Origin of the sequence: Pelotomaculum sp. FP (assembly GCF_004369245.1) — a bacterium.
Lineage (GTDB): Bacteria > Bacillota > Desulfotomaculia > Desulfotomaculales > Pelotomaculaceae > Pelotomaculum_C > Pelotomaculum_C schinkii.
On sequence record NZ_QFGB01000004.1, the window covers coordinates 117216 to 140761 of the forward strand.

At 50.3% G+C, this 23546-nt stretch carries 24 protein-coding genes and 1 riboswitch; of the genes, 15 read left to right on the forward strand and 9 right to left on the reverse strand.

Annotated features, from left to right (window positions below; translation table 11 throughout):
• The first annotated feature begins 56 nt into the window (after positions 1-56).
• Together Psfp_RS03060 and Psfp_RS03065 are read left to right on the forward strand one after the other, a co-directional pair.
• Positions 57-329 carry a type II toxin-antitoxin system Phd/YefM family antitoxin gene (locus tag Psfp_RS03060; protein ID WP_134217082.1) on the forward strand — a complete coding sequence of 91 codons (273 nt, stop codon included), beginning with the start codon at positions 57-59 and terminating at the stop codon, positions 327-329.
• A complete protein-coding gene (locus tag Psfp_RS03065) occupies positions 313-639 on the forward strand; it encodes a type II toxin-antitoxin system RelE/ParE family toxin (protein WP_134217083.1) in 327 nt (108 codons plus the stop codon). Before Psfp_RS03060 ends, Psfp_RS03065 begins: the two co-directional genes overlap by 17 nt.
• Positions 640-865: 226 nt before the next feature.
• On the opposite strand, the gene Psfp_RS03070 is transcribed toward Psfp_RS03065, so the two are convergent.
• Positions 866-1492 (reverse strand): DUF1847 domain-containing protein, encoded by a 627-nt coding sequence (locus Psfp_RS03070; RefSeq protein ID WP_134217084.1) that lies wholly within the window; start codon positions 1490-1492, stop codon positions 866-868.
• Between the two features lie 322 nt (positions 1493-1814).
• Between Psfp_RS03070 and adhE the strand changes: the two genes are divergently transcribed.
• The 7 genes from adhE to Psfp_RS03105 all read left to right on the forward strand — a co-directional run bounded on the left by adhE (position 1815) and on the right by Psfp_RS03105 (position 10294).
• Positions 1815-4502 carry a bifunctional acetaldehyde-CoA/alcohol dehydrogenase gene (gene adhE / locus Psfp_RS03075; protein WP_243120445.1) on the forward strand — a complete coding sequence of 896 codons (2688 nt, stop codon included), beginning with the start codon at positions 1815-1817 and terminating at the stop codon, positions 4500-4502.
• Positions 4503-4639: 137 nt separating this feature from the next.
• A riboswitch (cobalamin riboswitch) is annotated at positions 4640-4828 on the forward strand.
• 291 nt (positions 4829-5119) lie between these two features.
• Entirely contained in the window at positions 5120-6187 is a 1068-nt protein-coding gene (locus Psfp_RS03080) for an iron ABC transporter permease (RefSeq protein WP_134217086.1), read from the forward strand.
• A gap of 9 nt (positions 6188-6196) precedes the next feature.
• Positions 6197-6991: an ABC transporter ATP-binding protein gene (locus Psfp_RS03085; RefSeq protein WP_134217087.1), complete on the forward strand. Its 795-nt coding sequence runs from the start codon at positions 6197-6199 to the stop codon at positions 6989-6991.
• 15 nt (positions 6992-7006) lie between these two features.
• Positions 7007-7978: an ABC transporter substrate-binding protein gene (locus Psfp_RS03090; protein WP_134217088.1), complete on the forward strand. Its 972-nt coding sequence runs from the start codon at positions 7007-7009 to the stop codon at positions 7976-7978.
• Positions 7979-8007: 29 nt separating this feature from the next.
• Positions 8008-8724 (forward strand): precorrin-2 C(20)-methyltransferase, encoded by a 717-nt coding sequence (cobI, locus tag Psfp_RS03095; RefSeq protein ID WP_134217089.1) that lies wholly within the window; start codon positions 8008-8010, stop codon positions 8722-8724.
• Complete coding sequence (locus Psfp_RS03100; RefSeq protein WP_134217116.1) at positions 8721-9560, forward strand: ABC transporter ATP-binding protein; 840 nt, start codon at positions 8721-8723, stop codon at positions 9558-9560. The genes cobI and Psfp_RS03100 overlap by 4 nt, the downstream gene beginning before the upstream one ends.
• Positions 9560-10294: an ABC transporter permease gene (locus Psfp_RS03105; protein WP_134217090.1), complete on the forward strand. Its 735-nt coding sequence runs from the start codon at positions 9560-9562 to the stop codon at positions 10292-10294. The genes Psfp_RS03100 and Psfp_RS03105 overlap by 1 nt, the downstream gene beginning before the upstream one ends.
• Positions 10295-10679: 385 nt before the next feature.
• Here the strand turns inward: Psfp_RS03105 and Psfp_RS03110 are convergent, their stop codons facing one another.
• The 3 genes from Psfp_RS03110 to Psfp_RS03120 all read right to left on the reverse strand — a co-directional run bounded on the left by Psfp_RS03110 (position 10680) and on the right by Psfp_RS03120 (position 13863).
• A complete protein-coding gene (locus tag Psfp_RS03110) occupies positions 10680-10901 on the reverse strand; it encodes a hypothetical protein (protein WP_134217091.1) in 222 nt (73 codons plus the stop codon).
• Between the two features lie 275 nt (positions 10902-11176).
• Positions 11177-13480 carry a heavy metal translocating P-type ATPase gene (locus Psfp_RS03115; RefSeq protein ID WP_205079455.1) on the reverse strand — a complete coding sequence of 768 codons (2304 nt, stop codon included), beginning with the start codon at positions 13478-13480 and terminating at the stop codon, positions 11177-11179.
• Positions 13481-13497: 17 nt separating this feature from the next.
• Positions 13498-13863, reverse strand: coding sequence for a metalloregulator ArsR/SmtB family transcription factor (locus Psfp_RS03120; protein ID WP_134217093.1), 366 nt, complete (start codon positions 13861-13863; stop codon positions 13498-13500).
• Between the two features lie 195 nt (positions 13864-14058).
• Here Psfp_RS03120 and Psfp_RS03125 point away from each other — a divergent pair, with 195 nt between their 5' ends.
• Positions 14059-14544, forward strand: a complete 486-nt coding sequence (locus Psfp_RS03125; RefSeq protein ID WP_134217094.1) for a ferritin-like domain-containing protein — start codon at positions 14059-14061, stop codon at positions 14542-14544.
• Positions 14545-14554: 10 nt separating this feature from the next.
• On the opposite strand, the gene Psfp_RS03130 is transcribed toward Psfp_RS03125, so the two are convergent.
• Positions 14555-15322, reverse strand: coding sequence for an alpha/beta fold hydrolase (locus tag Psfp_RS03130; RefSeq protein WP_134217095.1), 768 nt, complete (start codon positions 15320-15322; stop codon positions 14555-14557).
• Between the two features lie 165 nt (positions 15323-15487).
• Here Psfp_RS03130 and Psfp_RS03135 point away from each other — a divergent pair, with 165 nt between their 5' ends.
• Positions 15488-16108, forward strand: a complete 621-nt coding sequence (locus tag Psfp_RS03135; RefSeq protein WP_134217096.1) for a nitroreductase family protein — start codon at positions 15488-15490, stop codon at positions 16106-16108.
• A gap of 292 nt (positions 16109-16400) precedes the next feature.
• Here the strand turns inward: Psfp_RS03135 and lepB are convergent, their stop codons facing one another.
• The gene (lepB, locus tag Psfp_RS03140; RefSeq protein WP_134217097.1) at positions 16401-16925 is read right to left on the reverse strand and encodes a signal peptidase I; all 525 of its coding nucleotides are present in this window, start codon (positions 16923-16925) and stop codon (positions 16401-16403) included.
• Positions 16926-17370: 445 nt separating this feature from the next.
• Between lepB and Psfp_RS03145 the strand changes: the two genes are divergently transcribed.
• Positions 17371-18558 carry an MFS transporter gene (locus Psfp_RS03145; RefSeq protein WP_243120446.1) on the forward strand — a complete coding sequence of 396 codons (1188 nt, stop codon included), beginning with the start codon at positions 17371-17373 and terminating at the stop codon, positions 18556-18558.
• 12 nt (positions 18559-18570) lie between these two features.
• On the opposite strand, the gene Psfp_RS03150 is transcribed toward Psfp_RS03145, so the two are convergent.
• Positions 18571-19314, reverse strand: a complete 744-nt coding sequence (locus Psfp_RS03150) for a histone deacetylase family protein (protein ID WP_134217098.1) — start codon at positions 19312-19314, stop codon at positions 18571-18573.
• A gap of 92 nt (positions 19315-19406) precedes the next feature.
• Here Psfp_RS03150 and Psfp_RS03155 point away from each other — a divergent pair, with 92 nt between their 5' ends.
• From Psfp_RS03155 to Psfp_RS03165, 3 genes are all read left to right on the forward strand, one after another.
• Positions 19407-19847 (forward strand): NUDIX domain-containing protein, encoded by a 441-nt coding sequence (locus Psfp_RS03155; RefSeq protein WP_134217099.1) that lies wholly within the window; start codon positions 19407-19409, stop codon positions 19845-19847.
• Between the two features lie 91 nt (positions 19848-19938).
• The gene (gene nadE, locus Psfp_RS03160) at positions 19939-21861 is read left to right on the forward strand and encodes an NAD(+) synthase (protein WP_348981100.1); all 1923 of its coding nucleotides are present in this window, start codon (positions 19939-19941) and stop codon (positions 21859-21861) included.
• A gap of 35 nt (positions 21862-21896) precedes the next feature.
• Positions 21897-22460: a hemerythrin domain-containing protein gene (locus Psfp_RS03165; RefSeq protein ID WP_134217101.1), complete on the forward strand. Its 564-nt coding sequence runs from the start codon at positions 21897-21899 to the stop codon at positions 22458-22460.
• 271 nt (positions 22461-22731) lie between these two features.
• On the opposite strand, the gene Psfp_RS03170 is transcribed toward Psfp_RS03165, so the two are convergent.
• Both Psfp_RS03170 and Psfp_RS03175 read right to left on the reverse strand, forming a co-directional pair.
• Positions 22732-22908, reverse strand: coding sequence for an asparagine synthase (locus Psfp_RS03170; protein WP_134217102.1), 177 nt, complete (start codon positions 22906-22908; stop codon positions 22732-22734).
• Positions 22909-23006: 98 nt separating this feature from the next.
• Positions 23007-23543, reverse strand: a complete 537-nt coding sequence (locus Psfp_RS03175; RefSeq protein WP_134217103.1) for a hypothetical protein — start codon at positions 23541-23543, stop codon at positions 23007-23009.
• Positions 23544-23546 lie beyond the last annotated feature (3 nt).

Here is a 23546-nt window from a genome sequence, read left to right on the forward strand (position 1 = left end):
TTATAGAAATGATAGAATATAGTTATAATAATGTTATTTGAAAGGATGTCTGCAAGATGAATATTAAGCCATCAACAACCATCCGACAGGACTATAATGGCTTTTCAAAATACTGTCATGAGCTTGACGAGCCGGTTGTGCTTACACGTAATGGGGAAGCAGACTTGGTTGTTATGAGTCATGATGCGTTCCGGCGTATGGAGGCCCGCATTAAATTGCAGTCCAAGTTACTGATTGCGGAGAAGCAGCTTGCTGAAGGTGAGCAATTGCTTGAACACGATGAAGTAACCGCAAGAATGCAGAGGAAGATTGATGCCGCAAAAGTATAAGATTAGATATACGCCGATAGCAGTTGACGATATGGATGAGATTTTCTCATACATATCGAGGGATAATATTATTGGCACAGAAACTTTGCTGAAAAAAATAACTGAAGGAATAACCAGGCTTGCAGTTTTTCCCAATATGGGTTCGGTATTGTCGGAAGAAGAGTATACCCTTATTAATCGTGGATATCGGTTTATCGTTGTTCGGCCATATCTTGTTTTCTACAGAATAATAGATAATACCGTTATCATACATAGAATATTGCACGGTCGCAGAGATTATCTTCGCGAGTTATTTATTGTACAGGAATGAACCCGTAGTTAGACTGAGATTTGTTTGAATCGAATATATCGGTACCCTCAAAAAGTACAGTCATTTTAACAAAATGACTGTACTTAATTTTTTTCAGGACTGTACGGACCGACATCTACCTTTGTGGCGAATGCCGTTACCCACACTATTACCGCCGGCGCCGGGACTCTACGCTTCTTGGCCGGTAAGACCATCACGGTAAATTCACTGCTGAATGTTAAACTGTTTATTTGTCCACCTTTAGCTTGCTGCTGAAGTAGTGGGAGGCGTAAATGGACGCCAGCGGGTTGTGGCCCGTAACCCGGTCTTTGGCCGCCAGGACTGTTATCGGCGCGTCGGAATGCTTGATAAACAGGGTATCGTGTCCGACACACAAGCCTAATAGGATATTCAAATCTGGTTTTTCAACATTTAAGAGCTTGGCCTGGGCGATGGGGTTGCACATGGCTTCGAACTGGCCGGGGCGGACCTTCTCTTCATCCCGTATGCCCAGATCTTCCTTGGCTTTTGCCCCGGTTTTACACATGACAGACAGCACGGTGAAACCATTGTTCTCCAGTATCCTGGTAACCTCCAGGGCTTCCCGGCGGAGCCCTACGCAGAAAGCCAGGCCAAGCCTGGTAAAACCAGCCATATTTGAGAACTCCATGATTTCACGCAGTCTGGGCCATATCCCGTAGCCGGTTGCCTCGACTTTGGCCGCAAGGTAGGCCAGGCGCCCGTCTGTTCCCTGGTAGGCCTGCCCGGCCTCTTCGTATACTGCCCCATAGGACTGCATCGGGCAGTCCTGAGGCAAGTTCCCCGGCTTCCCCTCTCTACAGGTATACCTTCCACATTTTGCGCAGCTCAGCAAGACAAGGTCCCCCTTCCTTATAAAGAATATCCCGGGTTCCAGCTAAACCCATGCCCAAGAGTCGCAATAAATAAAGCTATAGGTTCGCATGCAAAAAGCACATATACGGGTTTGTGGACATGTTTCCTTTATTGTACAATATCTTATCTTTTTTCACAATTGGTGAAAGCCCTCTAGGCGCTATACGGGCTTTCTTGTGCAGAATTAGCTTTACGGCTATTTTGCCCCCGGCTGCGGCTCTTGATCTTCCCGTTGCGGAATATTACTGCTCCTGGCGGAGATACTTCTTAATATATAGTTCTTTTAAAAGGAAGGGATGGGCATGACGGGGAGAAAAGGGGAAGACGATCCTAAAGACAGGGAGATGATCGACGCCCTGGTCGAAAAGGCGCAGGAAGCCTTGCGGCGGATGATGGAGTTGAGCCAGGAGGACGTGGACCGGATTGTGAAGGCCATGGCCCTGGCGGGTTTGGACCGGCATATGGAATTGGCCAAGCTGGCGCTGGAGGAGACCGGACGCGGAGTATACGAGGACAAGATCACCAAGAACATCTTCGCGACGGAATACGTTTACCACGACATTAAGGCGCACCAGACTGTTGGTGTGATTCACGAGAATGAGGAAGAGGGCTATTATGAGATAGCTGAACCGGTAGGAGTGATTGCGGGCGTTACCCCGGTAACCAACCCCACCTCTACCGTATTGTTTAAGTCCCTGATTTCGATTAAAACCAGAAACCCGATTGTTTTCAGCTTTCATCCCGGGGCACAGAAAAGCAGCGTGGCTGCCGCGAAAACCGTACTGGAGGCGGCAGTGGCCGCCGGGGCTCCGGCTGACTGCGTCAGCTGGATTGACCGCCCCTCGCTTAACGCCAGCAGGATGCTGATGTCTCACCCGGGAGTGGCGCTGATCCTGGCCACGGGAGGAGCGGGGATGGTACAGTCCGCTTACAGCAGCGGCAAGCCGGCCCTCGGAGTGGGGCCGGGCAACGTGCCCTGTTACATAGAAAAAACCGCCGACGTAAAAAGGGCCGTCACCGACCTGATCTTAAGCAAAACTTTTGACAACGGGATGATCTGCGCTTCTGAACAGGGGGTAATCGTCGACCGCGAGGTGGCGTCAGAGGTGAAAGGTCTCCTGGTTGAGAACGGCTGTTATTTTGTTTCTCCTGAGGAGGCTAAAAGCTTGGAAAGTTTGGCCACCTGTGGCGAAACCTGCTCAATGAGCCCGGAGGTGGTCGGCAAGAAGGCTGCGACAATTGCCGGAATGGCCGGTTTTAGCGTACCTGATGCAACTAAAATACTGGTTGCGCCGCTGGACGGGGTTGGGCCGGAGTACCCTCTGTCGCGGGAAAAGCTCAGCCCCATCCTGGCCTATTATATTGTAGATGGGGTCCGGCAGGGTATTGAACGCTGCCGGCAGATGGTGGAATTCGGCGGAATGGGCCATTCAGCCGTGATTCACTCGGCTGATGACGGTGTCATTGAAGAATTTTCGAGCAGCATACCGGTGGGCAGGATTATTGTCAATTCACCTTCCTCGCATGGAGCTATAGGAGATATATACAATACCAACACACCCTCCCTGACTTTGGGCTGTGGTTCCTACGGCAGAAACGCCACAACCGCCAACGTCAGCGCGGTTAACCTGATCAACGTTAAAAGGGTAGCCCAAAGACGGGTCAACATGCAGTGGTTTAAGGTACCGGAGAAAATTTACTTTGAACGGGGCTCGGTGCAGTATCTCTCCAAAATGCCGGAGATCAGGCGGGCCTTTATCGTAACCGATCCGCCGCTGGTACAGCTCGGTTATCTCGACAAGGTCAGGTACCACCTGGAAAAGAGAACAGAACGGCCCCAGGTGGAGGTGTTCAGCGAGGTCGAGCCCAACCCTTCGCTGGAACTGGTGCTGAAAGGCCGCGATATCATGAAGCGTTTCCAGCCCGATACGATCATTGCCCTGGGTGGTGGTTCCGCCATCGACGCGGCCAAGGGGATGTGGTTGTTTTACGAGCACCCGGAGGTTGAGTTTGAATTTTTGAAGCTTAAGTTCCTCGACATACGCAAGCGGACGTATAAGTTCCCCAAATTAGGCCGTCAGGCCAGGCTGGTGGCAATACCTACAACCAGCGGCAGCGGCTCGGAAGTCACTGCCTTTGCCGTGATTACGGACCGGGGCAAAGATATCAAGTACCCCCTGGCGGACTATGAACTGACCCCGGACGTGGCCATTGTTGACCCTGATTTTGTGGAATCGCTGCCAAGTTCTCTGGCTGCTGACTCTGGTCTGGACGTGCTGTCTCATGCGATAGAGTCTTATGTGTCGGTGATGGCTTCAGAATTTACCGATTCCCTGGCCTTAAAGGCCATCGAACTGGTTTTCCGCTACCTGCCGAGTTCCTGGCAGGAAGGCGAGCGTTCGGCCAGGGAAAACATGCACTATGCCTCGACCATAGCGGGCATGGCTTTTACCAACGCCTTTTTGGGTATAAACCACAGCCTGGCCCACAAGGTGGGGGGAGAATTTGATATCCCGCACGGCCGGGCGAATGCTATTTTGCTCCCGTATGTAATTGAGTACAATGCCGCGCTGCCCACTAAATTTGTTTCCTTTCCGAAATACGGACACTTTATTGCCGCTGAAAAATACCGGCAGATAGCCGCCTACCTCGGCCTTCCCGCGGCAACACCCGAGGAGGGTGTGCGCAGCCTGGTCGATGCGGTGCGGAAATTGAACAAAAGCCTGGGTGTTCCGGCTACATTTAACGAACTGGGTGTTGCCCGGCAGCAATTTATGGCCAAGCTTCCACATGTGGCCGAAAAAGCTTTCGAAGACCAGTGTACAACAACCAATCCCCGCCTGCCTCTGATTGCCGAGCTTGAAGAAATTCTGCGTCAGTCCTATGACTCTGCGGTTTATCAGGAAAATGACGCCGTTTATGAAACCAGGCCGCAGTCGCCGGGCTTATTATACGACCCGCCGGAGCGCGAAAATAACCTGCTGCAGTAAGGCGCGTTGACTTTGCGCAGACCTATTGCATCCAAACATTCTAATTCTGCAGCCAGGAAGAAAATATCAAGGCAGGTTGCATCAGCCAGAATAAATAATATATGGACAAATGTAGAAAACAGTGTTAGTATGATTTAAAGTAATAACTTGTTGCAGGTGTCCCCATTTTTAACAGGGATGAAAAGGGAACCGGGTGCAAATCCCGGACGGTCCGGCCACTGTAAGTGTGGAGCCGCTCCAATTTACCACTGGGTCACAGGATCTGGGAAGGTGGAGCCGGCAGCGAAACACGAGTCAGTAGACCTGCCTGAGCAAAAGTCACGTGCCTCCTGCCTCGGAAAGGAAGGCGCCACAGGGAGCTAGGAGAAGGTTTTACCGCCTTTTTTGGACAGCCCGGCTTTTGCTATAAGCCGGGCTTTTCCATGTTATATCTCCTCCTTTTCGTATGGTTTCCCCGCGCAAGGGGCCGGCAGGCGCAGCCTGCCGGGATCACTTTTCAAACAATAGTCAATTTTTTAATAGATCATGATTCCTCGAGCTTTCTTAAATGAAACCTTGACTGCTCAATTAACCGGGATATGTCATTATCAATATATCAATTCGACGGGCAGGTCTCAATGCAGCAGGAGTTCGTACTGAAATTCAAAAAAAAAGAGCGCCAAAGGCTTTGGGTGATAGTTTTACTGGCCGTCCTGCTGGTGGCCGCCTGCCTTTATTTTACCGGTCTGGGCGTGGTCAAGATTCCGCCTGCGGAGATAGCGCGGATTATATTCACATCATTTAGCGCCGGCAGCGCCACATCCGGAGCGCTGGATGACGTACACCAGGTAGTACTCATGGATATCAGGCTGCCGCGGATCATTGTAGCCGTTCTGGTAGGGGCCGGCCTGGGCGCCGCCGGCGCCGTTTTTCAGGGGCTTCTGATGAACCCGCTGGCCGATCCTTATACCCTTGGTGTTTCTACCGGAGCTGCTTTTGGGGCCACGCTGGCCATCTTCTTCGGGATCTATCTGCCTGGTGACCTGGCAAGCCTTTCCATATCATTATTGGCTTTGGCCGGCGCACTGCTTGCTTTGGCTGTAGTGTACGGTCTGGCTTTGGCTGACGGAGTTTTAGCTGTGACCAACCTGATTCTCTCCGGTGTTATCGTCAGCGCCATTCTTTCTGCGGCCATCAGCTTTGTCAAGAGCCTAGCCGGGGAAGGAGTGGGCTCAATCGTTTTCTGGCTGATGGGAAGCTTTGCCTCGCGGAGCTGGCATCATGTTTACCTGTGCCTGCCCGCGGTCCTGGTTGGCATTGCTGTTTGCTGCTATTTTGCTGACGACCTCAACGTACTCAGCCTGGGCACAAAACAGGCCAGGCAGTTGGGCGTCAATGACGGCCAGGTGACCACGATCCTGCTTGTGGCCTCGTCAATGATGACGGCGGTCTGTGTTTCTGTCTCCGGAGTCATCGGCTTTGTGGGTCTGATTGTGCCCCACCTGATGCGCATGCTGGTGGGTTCCGACCACCGCATCCTGCTCCCGGCTTCGGCCCTGGGCGGAGCCCTGCTGCTTTGTGGCGCCGATACCATTGCCAGAAGCCTTCTGGCCACGGAGATCCCGGTAGGTGTCCTTACAGCCCTGCTGGGCGGACCTTTTTTCTGTTATATTTTCAAGCTTAAAGCCAAAAAGCAGATTTACTAGGAGGCAGCCATGAAAGCAACTGCCCTGCTCTACACCGACGGGGTAACAATGGATTACGGAATTCAAGCGGCACTGCAGGAAGTCAGTATGGAAATCAGGCATGGTGGTTTTTACGGGCTCCTCGGGCCCAACGGCAGCGGCAAAACGACTTTAATCAGTGTGCTCAGCGGCGCCATGAAACCTACCTCCGGGCGCGTTCTCTGGCAGGACCGGGACCTGAGCGGCTATAGCCGCAGGGAAATTGCCCGGAGTTTTGCGGTAGTGCCACAGGATTATTATATAAATTTCCCCTTTTCCGTAACGGAAATCGTCATGATGGGACGCAAGCCGCACCTGAACCGCTTTGCCAGGTCTACCGGCGCCGACCTGGAGGTAGTGTACCGGTGTATGGAGGTATGCGGGATTATGGAACATGCTGAAAAGCCCATCACCAACTTGAGCGGCGGTGAACGACAGCGGGTGATTCTGGCGCGGGCGCTGGCCCAGACGCCGGAAGTGCTTTTTCTCGACGAAGCCACTTCCAATTTGGATATTTGCCACAAGATCGAGTTGATGAGCCTGGTGAAAAGAATGAATGTAGAGCAAGGCTTGACGGTAATTGCCGCGATGCACGACCTGAGCCTTGCCGGTATATTTTGTGATGAACTGGTCTACCTGGAAAGGGGCAAGGTGGTCTGCAGCGGTCCGGCAGAGCAGGTTTTTAACGAAGAAGTTATAAGCAAGGTTTTCAAAATCAAGGTGCAAATACAGAAAAACACCTGCAATGGTGTATATAACCTGTCGCTTTTGCCGGAACTGGCCTAAAAGGAGGAAAAGCAAATGTTTTTGCATCGTAGAAAGCTTATAATTTTGTTTATCTTCTTGCTGCTTTTTGGCATGCTGGCCGGATGCGGCTCATCCAAAACCACGGAGGAATCCGGCGGGATTGTCGTAGTCGACGACCTCGGCAAGGAAATCAGGCTTAAAGAAACGGCCAGGCGCATTGTATCGCTGTACCCGGCCCACACGGAGAACCTCTTCGCCCTGGGCTTGAGCGAGGAGATCGTAGGTGTTTCCGGTAATGAGACCTACCCGCCTGAAGCGCTGACAAAACCAGGGTTCAGCTTCCGGGGAGACACTGAAAGGGTTATTGCCGCCAGGCCGGATCTGGTCTTAAGCAGGCCTTTTATATCAAACGCCAATCCCGATTTTATCACCAAACTGGAAGCCGCGGGTATACCAGTTGTGACCCTGTACCCGGAGAACATCGAGCAATTCTTTACGTATCTTCAGAAACTTGGCAAGCTAACCGGAAAGGAGAAGGAAGCCGGGGACCTTGTGGATGGCTTTAACAAGAGGCTGCAGGAAATCGAGGAAGCAGTCGAGCAAATTTCGCCGGAAGAACGAAAGAGAGTCTTTTTTGAAACCAACCAGGACGACCTGAAGACCTGCACGTCAGATTCAAACGCTGCCTTTGTACTGGAGCGGGCGGGAGCCGTAAATATTGCCGCGGACGCCAGGGCGGTCAGGGAGGGGAGTACCATTGCGGCTTACGGTCAGGAGCGGCTGCTGACCAGGAGCAATGATATTGATGTCTACATCGTGCAAAACGGTGAAATGAACCGGGTCAGGGAACAGGACGTCTACAACCGCCCCGGTTACCGTATTATTAAGGCAGTCCGGGAGCGCCAGGTCTACGTGCTGGACGAGGAAATCATGTCCCGGCCTACCATGCGTTTGTTGGATGGTATCGTCGAGGTGGGGAGTATTCTATATCCCCATGTTTTCGAACAGCTGGGCAACGGCCAATAAATAAAGAATGTAAAAGGGCGGAGGGTACCATGAAAGGCGTGTTTTACGGTATAGGCGTAGGGCCGGGGGATCCGGACCTGCTTACCCTGAAGGCGGTAAAGTTATTGCAGAATGTGGATGTCATCATTGCGCCCCGTACGGAGAAAAAGGAGGGCAGCATCGCTCTCTCCATAGCCGGAAACTATATTCGGGAGGACACCAGGATCCTTGAGCTGGCTTTCCCCATGGTATTTGACCGTAGTTTCCTGACAGAGGCCTGGGAGCAGAATAAAACCGTCATCCTGGATTTATTGCAGGAAGGGAAAAATGTCGCTTTCCTCACCCTGGGTGACCCGATGCTATACAGCACCTATATCTACATATACAGGCTGCTCGAGGGTAACGGGATTACTATTGAGACAGTGCCCGGTATTACCTCCTTTTGCGCGGCAGCCAGCCGGTTGAATTTTCCGCTGGCTGAAGGCAATGATATTCTCAGCATCGTTCCGGCCATCCTGGAAGAGGACAAAATAGCGACCGCCCTGTCATATTCAGATAACCTGGTCCTCATGAAAGTTTACAAGAATTACGAGCAGGTGGCCGGTCAGCTGAAAAAACATGGTTTTGACGGGGAAACGGTTATGATCAGCAGGTGCGGTTTTGAGGACGAGGAAATTACCTATACCCTGGAAGGCCGGGAATGCAAAATGCCCAATTACCTGTCTACCATATTGGCAAAAAAGCGCTCAAACGGCCGGTCACAATGATTATCCTGGAAAACGTTACAAAATATTACCGGCAAACAGCATCTGTCCAGGGACTTAGCCTGCACGTCAAACAGGGTGAATTTTTTGGGCTGCTGGGCCCCAATGGGGCCGGCAAAACAACAACCATCCGGATGCTTACCGCCTTAACCATGCCGGACGGAGGCAAAATCCAGGTATGCGGGTATCCGGTCAGCCGCAATAACACACGTTTCAAGAACGAGATAGGTGTGGTACCTCAACACCTCAACCTGGAGCCTGAGCTCACTGTGGTTGAAAACCTGCGCCTGCACGCCATGCTCTACGATATGACACGGCAGGAGACCAAGCGCAGGGTCGATGAGTTGCTGGACTTTACCGGTCTCGAAGAAAAGGCGGACGCGCTGGTCAATACCCTCTCCGGCGGGATGAAACGGAAGGTTTTAATTGCGCGGGCGTTGATGCACAACCCGAAGGTCCTCTTCCTGGATGAGCCGACCGTCGGGTTGGATGTTTTTATCAGGCGCAAAGTATGGGATTTAGTGAAAAGCTTGAATGTCAGGGGTATAACCATAATGCTTACCACGCACTATCTTGAGGAAGCGGAAAACCTGTGCAGCCGGATCGGCCTTTTGAAAAAAGGCAGGCTGATCATGGACGGCACGCCCGGGGAACTAAAGCAGTTGGCAGGACATGTAGTGGTAGAGCAGTTTAAAAATGAACATACTGAACTGCGCCTTTTTCCAAACCAGCAAGAGGCTCTTAAGTTTGCGGAGCAACTGCGGGACTCTTTCTCAATCCGTCAGGCCACGCTGGAAGACGTTTTTGTTAAATTAACAGGGGAAAGGGAGAATGCTTGATGGCCGGTCTCAAGGCCGTGCTATGGCGGGAATTTCTCTTTTTTAAACGCAGATGGTGGACCATCACGGCCAGTTCAATGGTGGCGCCGCTTTTATATATGGTTGCTTTTGGCTGGGGTCTGGGTAAAACCGTAAGCCTCGGAGGAGTGGCCTACCTGGATTTTATCGTCCCGGGGGTCGTGGCCTTGAGCACCATGAATGTCAGTTTTAACGCCGTGGCCACACCTTTGTCCATTGCCCGCCTTTACGACCGCACCTTCGAGGAATACATGGTAGCGCCCATTACCATTTACTCTTTTACCGCGGCTAAAATTTTGGCCGGGGCGGCCAGGGGACTGTATGCCTCAGCGATCATCATGGGCCTGGCCTTGTTGTTTGGAGCCAGGTTCAATGTTGATTTACGGTTCCTGGTATTGTTGTCGCTCAACTGCCTGGTGTTTTCCAGCCTGGGCTTTCTGGCCGCGCTTAAAGTTAGGTCTCATCCCGATATGACCAGGTTCAACAACTTCCTGATCACGCCGATGATTTTTGTTTGCGGCACCTTCTTCTCGGTGGACCGTATGCCTTTTCCCATGTACTGGGTGATTAAGCTTCTGCCCCTGACCCCGGCCAGCCAGGGACTACGCGCAGCAGCGCTTGGCTGGGAGCTGCCCTGGACAGCCCCGCTGTTGCAGCTGGCTTACCTGACTGTTTTTGTAGTCTGGGGGCTTAAGACCTGCCTGGAGGTTGAGTAGTGATATCGCTTGTCTTTTTTGCTCGATTTAAAGTTCTTTAGCAGGGCGCTGTGAAAAATCTACCAGTATAAATTAAGAAATTTTACAGAAAAACTCCTGGCCGGGGTTTTTTTCTTTGTATTTATTTATATAATCATACTTATAATGATACTTGCTACAATAAATTCTTGAGACAATAAAAAAGTGATGTGCAACTCATCATTCTGGAAGCCTAACGTTTGATAGCGAACTTTTTTGGCAAATAATCTGCAACAGGGGAAGGTTCTTGTTGGCGGAGTTGTTGACGCAGCTAACTGAGTACGAAGATCTTACAGTTCATACGGTGATTAGTAAAGATATAGTCTCCGGAGCTGAGTACTTGAGAACCGTTCCTTGTCGTACTTTTCTAATATGGCCCGATAAGAACACCGAAGCTCGCCATCCTGTATACAAAATTTTTAATCAGCTGGATAGCTACTTGTACAGAGAAAACAGGGAAAAGAAGAGGCAATAATAATGTTACTGTGTCTTGAAGGACTTTTTCCTGAATCAACCAAACAATGTAATTGTAAACAATATATACCTTTAAAGAGAAAAATAAATTCGACCAAAATGTCAGCATGGCCATTAGACTAGCCTCCTAATTTTTGAAATTACAGTACAGTTCTATAAATTCCTTAAAATTCCTTTAATTTCTATGTATGATATTATTAAAATTTAAAATATTTATATTTAATAGTATATTATGTAATATTATCGACTATAGAAAGGACAGGAAGATATCAGCTATTTTTCTTATAAAGGCAAAACAATAACCCCGACTTTTTGGCGGGGTTATTGTTTTGCGACTATTTGCTGAAAAAATTATGCAATAGCTTCATGCATTTCTGCAAAAGGCATGTACTAAGCTACCGAGCTCCGGAACTTGTTCTGATCCGCCTGCAACAGGCGCATACCGTTTAAAATTACCAAAAGCGCTGCTCCTGTGTCTGCAAAAACCGCCATCCAAAGGTTGGTTATGCCTGCAAAAGTCAGGGCTATAAAGATCGCTTTGACCAGCACTGAGAAAGCAATGTTCTGCCTGATAATATTTATGGTGCTGCGGCCCAAGCGGATGATGTAAGGTATCCTGGCCAGTTCGCCGGCCATTAAAGCAATGTCGGCTGTTTCGAGGGCTGTATCAGTCCCTGTAGGACCCATGGCTATGCCGACTGTTGCAGCAGCCAGGGACGGAGCGTCGTTGATACCGTCACCAACCATGGCCAGCTTGCCGTATTGAGTCATAAGGGAGTTTACCACCTGCAGCTTGTCTTCGGGGAGCAAGCCGGCATGTACCTCATCCACGCTAAGGCTGGAGGCGGCCGAGGCTGCGGCGCCGGGGTTGTCTCCGGTCAGCATGACTATGCGTTCTATACCTGCCTGGCGCAGCTCCTTGACCGTGTTCGCAGCGTTGTCCCTTAAGCTTTCGGCTGCGGCAAGGATACCTATGACCTCGCTGTCGGTCCCGATAATAACCGGAGTTTTTCCCTCTTCTTCAAGTTCATAGAGATTCTGGGCTAGTAGCGGTGGTATTTCAAGCCCTTGAAAAAGCCTGCGGTTGCCGGCCAAATAAGTGACGCCTCCGATCTCTGCTGTTGCGCCTTGACCGGGGTGAGAGCGGAAAGCCGAGCACTGTGGAATATCAAAACCTCGCTCTTTTGCCAGTCGCATGATGGCCTGGGCCAGCGGGTGCTCGGAGCAGGATTCAATAGCTGCGGCGATGCCGACCAGTTTCTCCCGGGTGTAGCCGGGAGCAGTGAAAATTTCTTTGATTTCCGGTCTGCCGGTGGTGAGGGTCCCTGTCTTATCAAAGGCAACCACCTTAAGTGAGCCGGCCTCTTCCAGGTATGCTCCTCCCTTGATCAGGACCCCTTTCCTGGCTGCGCTGCTGATAGCCGCCACTATTGAGACCGGGGTCGAAATGACCAGGGCGCAGGGGCAGGAAATCACCAGCAGGATCAGCGCACGTTCAAACCAGGGAGCAAAGGGCTGCCCGAAGACAAGTGATGGGAGCGAGCCGGTGAGGGCAGCCGCTGCAATGACCAGGGGAGTATAAATGCGGGCAAAGGCTTCCACGAAATGCTGGGAGGGCGCCCGTTGAGCTTGCGCTTCCTCAACCAGGCTGATAATTCTGGCCAGTGTATTGTCCCGGGAGGTCCTGGTTACCGTGATTTCCATGAATCCCCGGCCGTTCACCGTGCCGGCGTAGACTTTATCGCCGGGCTCTTTGGCAACCGGTAAGGATTCACCGGTAACGGGCGATTGGTCTACCTCGGAGCAGCCGGACAGGACGTTCCCGTCCATGGCGATACGCTCACCGGGACGTACCAGAAGGATGTCGCCGGGTAGTATTTCATCAATCGGAACGCTGATTGTAAAACCGCGTCTTTTGACCATGGCTTCTTTAGGAGCGAGAGACATCAGCGCACGGATTGAATTTCTGCTCTTTTCCATGGTATAGTCTTGGAGCATATTGCCAAGTGAGAAAAGAAATACGACAGTTGCTCCCTCGGACCACTCACCGATGGCGACTGCCCCAACTGCAGCGACAATAACCAGGAAGTTTATGTCCAGGCTGAAGCTCTTGAGGGCGTAAAGGCCGCTGCGTGCGGCTTGATATCCCCCCGTGAGGATACTGGCCGCATAAAGCGATGGCAGCACCGGTCCTTCTATGCCCAGCAGGGACAGTGCCAAAGCTGCGCCGAGCAGCAGGCCGGAGATGGCTGTCAGGATAACGCTCTGCTGGTAAAAAAGTCCTTTCAGCCCGACCGGCTTAACCTGGCCGGCAGCTTCAATGCCATACCCTGACTTCTTCACAACTTTGACAATGTCGCCGGCCGGACAGGTATGCCTGACTTCCAGGGCGGCTGTTCCAAAATTCAATTGCACCGAAATGATACCGGATAGTTCCGCCAGCTTATGGTGAAGCTTAGCTGCACAGTCCGCGCAGCTCAGTCCAGTGAGCCTGTAGCTGGAATTTTCAATATGGGAGGGGTTTGCCTGACCTGCTTCATAGCTGTTACCTGCGGTATCTACAGATGAAGGGGCGGCGTAGAGAATCTTTTGCTGCTCTGGTAAGGCGGCTCTACAACCGCAGCAGTCCAGACCACATGTTCCGGATGTATTTTTTTTGTTTTGCGGGTCTTCTAACTGCTCTGGTCGTAGCACTGGTAATTTCCTCCACTTCAGGAATGGTTTTCGTTGTGTACCTGGTGCCGCATGGCTGTTTCCAAAATTGTGGCCACGCATTCGTCAGCAAGGCGGTAGAATACCATCTTGCCCTCCCGCCGGTACCTGGCCAGCCCCGAACTCCTTAACAAGCGCAGGTGGTGGGAGGCCGCCGCAACGGAAGAACCGATGATGCTGGCCACATCACAGACGCAAAGCTCATCAAGGGACAGGGCATAGACGATCTTCAACCTGGTAGGGTCGGCCAGCGCTTTAAACAAAGGGGCGAGCTGCTCGATACCCTTGATCTCCCGCTTGAGGAGGCTAACTTTCTCTTCGTTAAAACAAAAGATGTCGCAGACGTCGTGGCTGGCTTTGGGCATGTCAATCACCCTCAATACATTAAAATACTTACTTGAATATTATAATATAAAATTATACGATTTTTGTCACTACAAAGAAGTTTCAAATAGATATTAATTTCGAAACAAAATTTTAGAGATGTAGCTATCCCTTCAAATTTATTCAGGGAACGTTTTAAAGGGGAATTTATAGAATGAATTAAAAAGGGTGATTGTATGTTCAATCCAGGCCAGCAGACCGGCTATTCCCACAGGTATTTTCCTGTTTACCCGTATACCACCGAAGGCGCTTATCCTGAGGCGCTGCGCCTGATCGTGGAATCTGTTCAGAGCGAAAGAGAAGACGAACTATTTTACGATTACCTGCTGACAGTGGCCCCCACAGCAAAGCAAAAAGAAATTATTATGTCCATCAGAGATGATGAGAGAAAGCACAATCTCATGTTTCGAGAAATTTTCTTCCAGCTGACAGGGAAAGACATCCCTCCCGTAAATGAGGTGTTCCAAAAACCGGAGAGTTATTTGAGCGGTATTGAGAGAGCCTTATTCGGTGAGCTCCGGGCGGTTGAAAAATACCGCAGGATTCTGTTTGGAATGGCATATCTGCCTTTCAGAAATATGGTAACAGAAATCTACACCGACGAACTAAAACACGCCTCCAAATGGAATTATCTGTACACTACCGTTATGGAAGCAGATTAAGGCTTTACGCTTAAGCGGGAAAATGTTCCGCCAGCCATGCCAACGTTATCTGCCACGCTTCACGGTAGTGCCGGGTAAACTGGTGGTCGGCCCGCGGTATAATCCTGAGCTCCTTCGGGAAACCTGCTGAACTGTAGATTATACGGGCGTTTGCAACCGGTACCACAGAGTCACTTTGGCCGTGCAGAGCCAGCAGCGGCCGGGGGGCAATCATAGCGGCGCTGTGGGCCGGGTCATGCTGTTCCAGGTCGGTGAAAAATTTTTCATCGACCATGACCGTGCCGCTGTGATCTGTCAGGGGTATCAGGCTACCCTCCTTTGCATTTCCCCGTTCGCGGAAATCATTGAATAACTTTGACGGTTCGGCCGGGGCCGCCCAGGTACATACCCCGGCTACGCGCTTGTCCAGAGCGGCGTGGCATAAAACGGCAGTCCCGCCAAAGCTCCTGCCCAGGGTTATGAACTGTTGAAAGCCTGATTCCAGAACATAATCAATGGAACTGGCCAGGTCCTCAATATGGCCGGTCAGGGTTATATCGGCAAAAATACCCTCGCTTTCACCAGAACCGCTGAAATCAAAGAGGAGGGTGGCATAGCCCTTTTCGCCCATTTCTTCGGCCATGGCGACAGCCCTTCCACCGCCTTCCTTGCTGCCGGTAAAACCATGGCAGACAATAACCAGCGTTCCACGGGCAGGACCGGAATATAACAGCCCGGCAAGTTTCAAGCCCTGCTTGTTGGGGTAGCTGATTTTTTTCCAGGTCCAAATACTTGCCACAAAAAACACACTCCCTTCATTAAAATTGTAATCTTTCTCTTACATTTTAGAAAGCCCCAAACCACTGATGCAAAGTGCTAATTGGACCTTATATGTATTGACATGGTGAAAGCCAAAAAATACAATTTAATACAGAAGAAGCTGAGCAAAAGGGTTGGTGGTAAAATGGATATCAGTGCACTGATTAGGGAAAGGCGCAGCATACGGAAGTATCATGACAGGGAAGTGCCGCAAGAGGTACTTGCAAAGATACTGGAGGACGCGCTATGGGCGCCGTCGGCGCTCAACAGGCAGAATTGGCAGATAGTAGCCGTGCGGGGTGAGCAGAAAGAAAAACTGGTGGAGGCTATCGCCAAAACCAATAAATATTTTAAGCCGCACCTTGAAAAGTTATTCCCGGAGAAAATGGTCAACATTACCCTGCAGTTTTTTAGGACCCTTGGCGGAGCCCCGGTAATCCTGCTGGTCTACATACCGAAGATAATTGTTGAAATACACCCGGAAATGAACAGTCTCGAAAGGTATCAAAATGAACAAGGCAGGCTGCTCAGTTTTATTAGCGCTGCAGCCTTGATCCAAAATATCCTGCTGCTGGCCAAGGCCGAGGGATTGGGAACTTGCTGGATGACTGCTCCCAAGCACGTGGAGGACGAAATAAACGAAGTAATGGGCATAGAGGGTAAGGAACTTGTCTCGGTTATCCCTATCGGTTACCCGGACCAGAAACCTCCTGCGCCACCCAGAAAGGACAATAAAGTCCGCTGGATCGGATTTGAACAGAAGTAAATCAGGCGAAAATGCTACTCCTGACTGCATTCATGCAAAAAATACGGGTGTGGATTCATTCGCACAAATCCCCAAAGCAATGCAGAATAAGTATCTTAAAACTGCTTCGCAGAGCAAGCGCCATTTGAAATCGCACCCGCATTTAAAACCACCTGCGAATTACCGAGCGGGTCGGTCATTCGCCAAAGCAAGGCAACATAAAAAAACAAAGCCGGCTTATACGAGAGGTTCCAGCTTTGCATTATACGTATTTTCGGTATTGCAACCGGCTCTTATAGCTGGTCGTTTCTTTTTACATGGTGAAAAAAGTGGCGTTGGAAAACGGGTAAAACCTTGCCACGGCCTTGCCGATGATGAGTTCCTCCGGCACCACACCCCAAAACCTGCTGTCGTAACTATTGTTGCGGTTGTCCCCCATCACAAAAAGGGTGTTTTCCGGTACGGTTATCGCCTTGTAATCGCCTCTGGGTTTTTCCAGTTCGTATGGTTCGTCCAGGGGTTGGCCGTTGATGTAGACAATCCCATTCTTTATAGCAACGGTGTCGCCGGGCAGGCCGATAACTCTCTTAATCAGGACCTCGTCCAGCTTGCTTGCCGGGGGCGCCTCGAATACTATCATATCTCCCCTGCTGATACCGCTAAAATGGAATGAAACCTTATCAATAATCAGCCGGTCGCCAATTTTCAAGGTGGGCAGCATGGATTCAGAAGGGATCCACCTGGCTTCCGCTACGTAGGCACGTATACCCAGGGCAAGCAGAACGGCAAAAACCAGTGTGACGCCCCAGTCAGTAATGTTCTTTCTTTTTGAATACATAATAATCTCCTTTTTAAGGATGTTGTTATGTTGCTATGTTAGATCACGGATATTATGTTGTCAACCAGCATAATCTTAAATGCCTTTGAATTCCTAAAGCTGGAATTAATCACTTTCAATAATCTCAATAATCAAGAGAGATACTTTAACTGTTGCAATGTATGTCTATCTGATTGAAATCAAACATTTGCATTGCTTAAGTTTTCATCCTCTTCCAGTGGCACATTAGCTGCTTGCTGTAGATGATGAAGAAATCTTAAGCAGGTGACCGTACAGGCAGGGATCTGCAGATTATGTCTTGAATTATTAGAAGCTATCACTTTTTCTGCCAAAGGTCGTCCAGATGAGTTATAAAAACTGTGGTTGCCCCTTGTCGAAGCGCTTAAATTCAGATTGAGGTATAGCCCCGCTATGAAAGGTATGTGATGATGAAATAAATAAAAAAGTGCTGTCCCTGCTTGGAGTAGGCCACGCCATAACGGACATCGGCCAGGGCGCACTGCCCATGATCCTGGCTTTCCTGCAGCCCGTCCTGCTCCTGAGCCAGCTGCAAGTAGGTATTGTCATGCTGGCTTTTACGTTCAGTTCTTCTATTGTGCAGCCAGTTTTTGGGGTCTTCAGCGACCGTTTCCGGGCGGTCTGGCTGATTCCCCTGGGTTGCTTGCTGGCCGGTCTGGGGATTGCTATGACCGGGTTTGCTCCAAACTATATATTTCTGTTGACGGCTGGATTGCTGAGCGGCCTGGGAGTGGCGGCCTACCATCCTGAGGGTTCAAAATTTGCCCGTTTTGCCAGTGGAGATCGCAAAGCTTCAGGAATGTCCCTCTTCTCGGTCGGCGGCAACCTGGGCTTCGCAGCGGGTCCAATCCTTGTTACATGGTTTTTTGTCCTGTTCGGACTGCACGGTACCTGGTATTTCCTGCTTCTAAACGCAGCCATGGCCCTGTTTCTTGTGACCAACCTGTCCAGCATCTCCGGTATTCAAGAACGTTACATAGAGCCTGTTGCTCAGAAAGAGTTGGATACCAGCGGAAAAAGCAAAACGGCCTGCCATATGCCCAATATTGTTGTCCCGGTTGTCCTTTTGGTACTGCTGGTAGTAATGCGGTCCTGGGTCCATCTCGGGCTGGTTACCTACCTGCCTCAGTATTACGTCCATCACCTGCATCAAAGTGAGGTTTATGCGGCCACCCTGGTCTCGGTGTTTTTATTCGCCGGTGTGTTGGGCACCCTGACGGGAGGTCCGGCTGCCGATCGTTGGGGCCTCAAGACAGTGATTGTCGGCTCCATGGCCTTAATGGTTCCATTTTTGTACCTATTCCAGTATTTCAGCGGTATTTGGCTGGTAGTATTGGTTGCCCTGACAGGTTTTGTAGTTGTCTCCACCTTTGCGGTAACCGTGGTGCTGGCGCAGGAACTGTTGCCCAATCATGTTGGCTTTGCTTCAGGCTTAATCCTGGGTTTTGCTATCGGTCTGGGTGGGATCGGCACCACCTTGCTGGGCTGGGTTGCAGACCACTGGGGACTTCCTGCGGTATTTCAGACCATGATCATTTTTCCGGTGATAGGCCTTTTGATCGCTATATTTTTGCCCGGCAGGGAGCAGTTGTCCCGCAGGCAGGCTATGCCATAAAGGCGCATGGTTTTACCGTCCGGCGTCAAACCCCTCCAACAGGGCTTTGACGCTTTTCCCAAGCACCTGGTGGTTGTAGCCCCCCTCCAGGACGGCAAAAAATTTGCCGCCGCAAAACTTGCGGGCGTGGCCGGCTATTAGCTTGCCGATAGTCTTGTAGTCCTCCGTCCTGAGGATAAAGCCCCAGTCCTTCACATGCATGTCAAAACCTGCCGAAACAGCGACCAGGTCGCAGTCGGTGTATACGCTGAGACACTGCCTGAACCCGTCCATACCGTACAGATGATAATAGCTAACCTCAGGGGCATCCTCATAAATATTGTCCGTTCCGTCCCCAAAATGGAGATCTATATCAACAATCAGGACCTTGTTGACGGCTCCCCTGCGGCGCAGTTTCTCAATGGCTATGGCTATATTGTTAAACCAGCAAAAACCCCAGCACGAATTTCTGCCGGCGTGGTGACCAGGCGGCCTGACCAGCGCGAAGGCCGGTTCGCCCCGGTATGCCAGTTCAGCCGCTTTAATCGCTCCGCCTGCGGCAAAAAGGGCAACCCGGTAAAGCGTGTCATTGCCCTTTACATATTCAATATGGCCGGGCTGGTGGACCAGCAGCAGATCTGCCTCTTGTGCCGGATCAGGCTCAATAAATTCGTAAGCGCCGTGTAATTCATCAATGATGCAGTCAATTCTGCCCTTGGCGGCAGCGGGGTCATAGTCATAAACCAAACGAAATATATCATGATATACAACTTTCACAGCAAGTCCTCCGTATTTTTCAGATTTATTATAATTTTATAGCAGGAATGGGATATGATGGTATAGATATGTAAATATTTAAGGAGAGAAATATGCAAGGATTTAAACACAAGCTGCTGGCTGTAATGCAACATGTGGTTATGGTCTGCCAAGGAGAAGTCCTGCTGCTTCGTTATTCAGGCTATCAGGGCAATAGCGTGGCAGGTTTATGGGGTCTTCCCGGCGGACACTATATATCTGGTGCTCCGGTGGATGACCTGCTGCGGGAGGTAAGGGAAGAAACCGGTTTGCGGCTTACAGGCAGGCTGGAGCTGTTAAAAACCTACGTAGTGAAGTTTCCCGACAGTTTCGAACGTTTTGGTGTCTTTTACCTGTATAGTATGGGTGATGGTCCCAAACCGGTGATCAACCTCAGCCATGAACATACCGAATTTAAGTGGGCTGGCCTGTCCGGGATCCAGAATACCACCTTTATCGGTACTTACCATAAAGAGATTGTGGAAGCTGTGCTTTCAAAAGATAAAAAGTTATAATATAGCTTTTACTTGTTTCCAAATAAAAAGGAACATGCTACTATGGCAATAATAACAGCAACTAACTGGAAATTCTTGACCAGGCAACGAGGTGTCAACATTGATCAGAATTGCAATAGGCCAGATGGAAGTTATACCGGGCAGGCCGGATTTAAATAGCGCCACGATGCTGGACATGATCGGGGAAGCTCGCCGGGAGCAAGCCCAACTGGTCATATTCCCGGAGATGGCCATTCCTGGTTATTTATTGGGTGACACCTGGGAATATGAAGCTTATCTGAGGGATTGCGAGGAGTATGGCCGCAGGATAGTGGAAGCTTCAACTGATGGAATATGTGTGTTGTTCGGCAATGTAGGTGTTGACTGGGGGAAAATAGGGGACGACGGGCGAGTGCGCAAGTATAATGCTTTTTTTGCCGCTCAAGGTGGGCGGCTTTGTGGCGGTGAAAACTTTCCCTACCCGTTCAGGATAAAAACACTCCAACCCAACTACCGTGAATTTGACGATACCCGCCACTTTTACAGCCTGCGCAAGCTGTCCATGGAAGTAGACAAAACTATCGGAGAGCTTTTGCAGCCGGTAAATATTACTATCGAAGGTAAACCGGTCAGAGTGGGCTGTATTCTCTGTGAAGACGGCTGGAGCGACGATTATGCCGTGAAGCCGATGGCGTCCATTCATCGCAATGGACCGGTGGACCTGTTCGTTAATATCTCAAGTTCGCCCTTCACACTCGGTAAGAATGACAAGCGCAACCGTGTGTTTTCCAAGCAGGTTAATGAGACCGGGGCGCCTTTAATCTACGTAAATAATGTCGGCATCCAGAATAACGGCAAGACGGTATACACCTTTGATGGTCACAGTACGGTTTATAACAGACGCGGAGAGATCGTGGACTTCTGCCGTCCTTTTTCACAGGAGCTGAAGATTATTGAAATAGACCTGGAAAGCGGGAGCGGGAACTTAGTTCCGGTCGAGGTACCCACGGATTGGGATACCGGGGCTATTTATCAGGCTCTTCATTATGGTATCAGTAAGTTCCTGGCCGCGATAAACATCAGGAAAGTGGTGGTTGGTCTTTCGGGGGGTATTGACTCGGCTGTAAGCGCCTGCCTTTACACCAGGGTGCTGGGGCCCAAGAATGTATATCTGGTCAACATGCCCAGCGTCTTTAACTCCCGGACCACGCGGGGGCTGGCAGCCAGGTTGGCCCGGAACCTGGGATGCATGTATACGGTTATGCCGATTCAGGAGGTTGTTGACTACACCTATAACCAATTGACTCAGACCCCTGTGGCCGACCTGACTGACGCCAGTGAGTTCAAGGTACCTGTGTCCGCCTTTGTCCTGGAGAATATCCAGGCCCGCGACCGCTCGGCCAGGATCCTGGCCGCCCTGGCTGCGGCGGTAGGGGGGGGCTTCACCTGCAACGCGAATAAAAGTGAAATGACCGTCGGGTACTCTACCTTGTACGGGGATCTGGCCGGGTTTATGGCGGCGCTGGGCGATCTCTGGAAGCACCAGGTCTATGAGCTGGCCCGCTATCTTAACGAGCAGGTCTACCAGAAAAACGTGATACCCCAGGAGATCATTGACCTGGTGCCAAGCGCTGAACTGTCACGCGAGCAGGATGTTGATCAGGGCAAGGGCGACCCGATTGTCTATCCTTATCACGATTACCTGTTCAGGGCTTTCATGGAACACTGGAAAAGGGCCGCCCCGGAGGATATATTGACCTGGTACGCGCAGGGATGCCTTGAAGAAAAGGTAGGCTGCCGTACGGGCCTGGTAAAAGAACTGTTTCCGGGTCCCGCGGAATTTATTGATGACCTGGAGCGCTGGTGGAAGCTGTATACCGGCATGGGCGTGGCCAAACGTATTCAGGCGCCGCCGGTTCTGGCTGTAAGCAGGCGGGCCTATGGCTTCGACCACCGTGAAGCGCAAAACGCGGCTCATTTTACCGGCAGTTACCTGAGGCTAAAGAATGAACTCCTAAAGGCAGCCGGGGAGTAATATAAGAGTATTTTTAAGGTTTGGAGGTCTGGCCATTGGACTGGCTGAAAAGATTTCACGACGACCATGCGGCTTTGATGAGAATTATCAGCAAGCTGGAAGGAAACCTCAAGGACATTGAGTATGGTGAAGCAGGCGTCAATGTGATCTGGGAACTCAGGGAGTTCGTAGAACTGGTTCGCAATGTGGTGATTCCCCATTTCAAGTCGGAAGAGGAGACTGTTTACCCCAGGCTTTCTGTTGGTGCCAGTAAAGATCACAGGGAATTTATTGCCAGTCTTTACGAGGAGCATAATCAGCTTTACGAGGCTTTTGACGGGTTTAACAAAGCGCTTCTTGATGTTGATTACCAGGAAGATAAAGCCGGCAGGGGCCGCAGAATTGCAGTGGAAATGGCCAGGTCGGGCAACATCGATAAGTTGGAGGTCCCGAAAAATTTTGATAAAATTTCTGAAGTACCCCCCCTGGAGGAAAGTGTAGATAAGGAAAACTTGCTTCAGCACGGGTTCGTCATACTACAGCTTTTGGAAAAACATTTGGAGAAGGAAAAAATGGTGGAGAAATTTGACGGTAGTGAGATAAACAGCAAAAAAGCATAATTTCCCACTTGATATAACACACAAAACCTGACAGCAGCACGTCATATTTCGGACACAAGGTGGAGAGAAACTTTTCATTGGGCAAAATGAAAAAAGAGTAAACAATGCCAGGCCAAGACAGGCAGGCCGGCAATACAGGTACATATCAAGGAAAGTCAGATGTTTCTATGAGCAGAAAAAAACAATTTCATTTTAAGCATGTTTTCTTGGTGGAAAATCGCCTAAAACCATTGGTCTTAGGCGATTTTGTGGCTGTGTTTCGTTACAGCCCCTAAAACTCTCCTTGGGCCTTATGGTGTTCAATCAGGTCGATAGCGCCCAGTAATATGTGCGCCAGGCCAAAACCGGCCACACCCCAGCCGACAACGGGATTAGTGCCGCGCAACGCCAGCCCTGCCGCAGTGACGGCGGTACCGAGAACAGTTGGAATTAACCCTTCGCGTGGCATGAGATTCCCCCTTTATGAGAGTTTGATAGTATTCTGCGGGGAAAGTGATTTTAATATGTCTGTTAATATGTGTTTCCACGTTTAATTTACAGGTAAACTCAGAAGAACTTAATTGAAGGTTGCACAATAAGCATTCCTTCACCCAGTTCGAGCCTGGATATTTCCAGGTTGTTCAGCAAAAAGCCCAGCTTTTTTTGCAACAGCTGATTAAAACCTGGAATTTGGTTAAAGTCAATGGTTATTTTATCTTCCTCAATCATGAGGTACTCCATCAGCCTGAGCAGGTTCTCCGGGGTTTCGGCGCGGGCTACCGGATCAGGGTCCATAACCACTTCCAACCTGGCTTTGATATTCAGTCCTTGATAGGAAATCAGAACCGGACCCTGGAGGGGCAGTTCTACAAACCGGCTGTTACGGTTGAAGGCGAAGTTGCTTAGAGACATCACCAGGTTGACTTTATAAGTTGGGGCCTCTGATGAACATAAGGTAGCCTCAAGGTTAATCAGGCCCCGGCTTATTGTTAACTCAATATCTTGGACCAACCGGTTTTCTTGAATTAGGTTTTTCAAAAATTTATTGATGATTTCCTGGCGAATAACCAAATTTCCGTGAATAAGATAGTCCAAAATACTCATTTT

Coding starts and splice junctions, on each gene's coding strand:
- Psfp_RS03060 (WP_134217082.1), top strand. CDS start 57: ATGAATATTAAGCCATCAACAACCATCCGACAGGACTATAATGGCTTT.
- Psfp_RS03065 (WP_134217083.1), top strand. CDS start 313: ATGCCGCAAAAGTATAAGATTAGATATACGCCGATAGCAGTTGACGAT.
- adhE (WP_243120445.1), top strand. CDS start 1,815: ATGACGGGGAGAAAAGGGGAAGACGATCCTAAAGACAGGGAGATGATC.
- Psfp_RS03080 (WP_134217086.1), top strand. CDS start 5,120: ATGCAGCAGGAGTTCGTACTGAAATTCAAAAAAAAAGAGCGCCAAAGG.
- Psfp_RS03085 (WP_134217087.1), top strand. CDS start 6,197: ATGAAAGCAACTGCCCTGCTCTACACCGACGGGGTAACAATGGATTAC.
- Psfp_RS03090 (WP_134217088.1), top strand. CDS start 7,007: ATGTTTTTGCATCGTAGAAAGCTTATAATTTTGTTTATCTTCTTGCTG.
- cobI (WP_134217089.1), top strand. CDS start 8,008: ATGAAAGGCGTGTTTTACGGTATAGGCGTAGGGCCGGGGGATCCGGAC.
- Psfp_RS03100 (WP_134217116.1), top strand. CDS start 8,721: ATGATTATCCTGGAAAACGTTACAAAATATTACCGGCAAACAGCATCT.
- Psfp_RS03105 (WP_134217090.1), top strand. CDS start 9,560: ATGGCCGGTCTCAAGGCCGTGCTATGGCGGGAATTTCTCTTTTTTAAA.
- Psfp_RS03110 (WP_134217091.1), bottom strand. CDS start 10,901: ATGGCCATGCTGACATTTTGGTCGAATTTATTTTTCTCTTTAAAGGTA.
- Psfp_RS03120 (WP_134217093.1), bottom strand. CDS start 13,863: ATGCCCAAAGCCAGCCACGACGTCTGCGACATCTTTTGTTTTAACGAA.
- Psfp_RS03125 (WP_134217094.1), top strand. CDS start 14,059: ATGTTCAATCCAGGCCAGCAGACCGGCTATTCCCACAGGTATTTTCCT.
- Psfp_RS03135 (WP_134217096.1), top strand. CDS start 15,488: ATGGATATCAGTGCACTGATTAGGGAAAGGCGCAGCATACGGAAGTAT.
- lepB (WP_134217097.1), bottom strand. CDS start 16,925: ATGTATTCAAAAAGAAAGAACATTACTGACTGGGGCGTCACACTGGTT.
- Psfp_RS03155 (WP_134217099.1), top strand. CDS start 19,407: ATGCAAGGATTTAAACACAAGCTGCTGGCTGTAATGCAACATGTGGTT.
- Psfp_RS03170 (WP_134217102.1), bottom strand. CDS start 22,908: ATGCCACGCGAAGGGTTAATTCCAACTGTTCTCGGTACCGCCGTCACT.
- Psfp_RS03175 (WP_134217103.1), bottom strand. CDS start 23,543: ATGAGTATTTTGGACTATCTTATTCACGGAAATTTGGTTATTCGCCAG.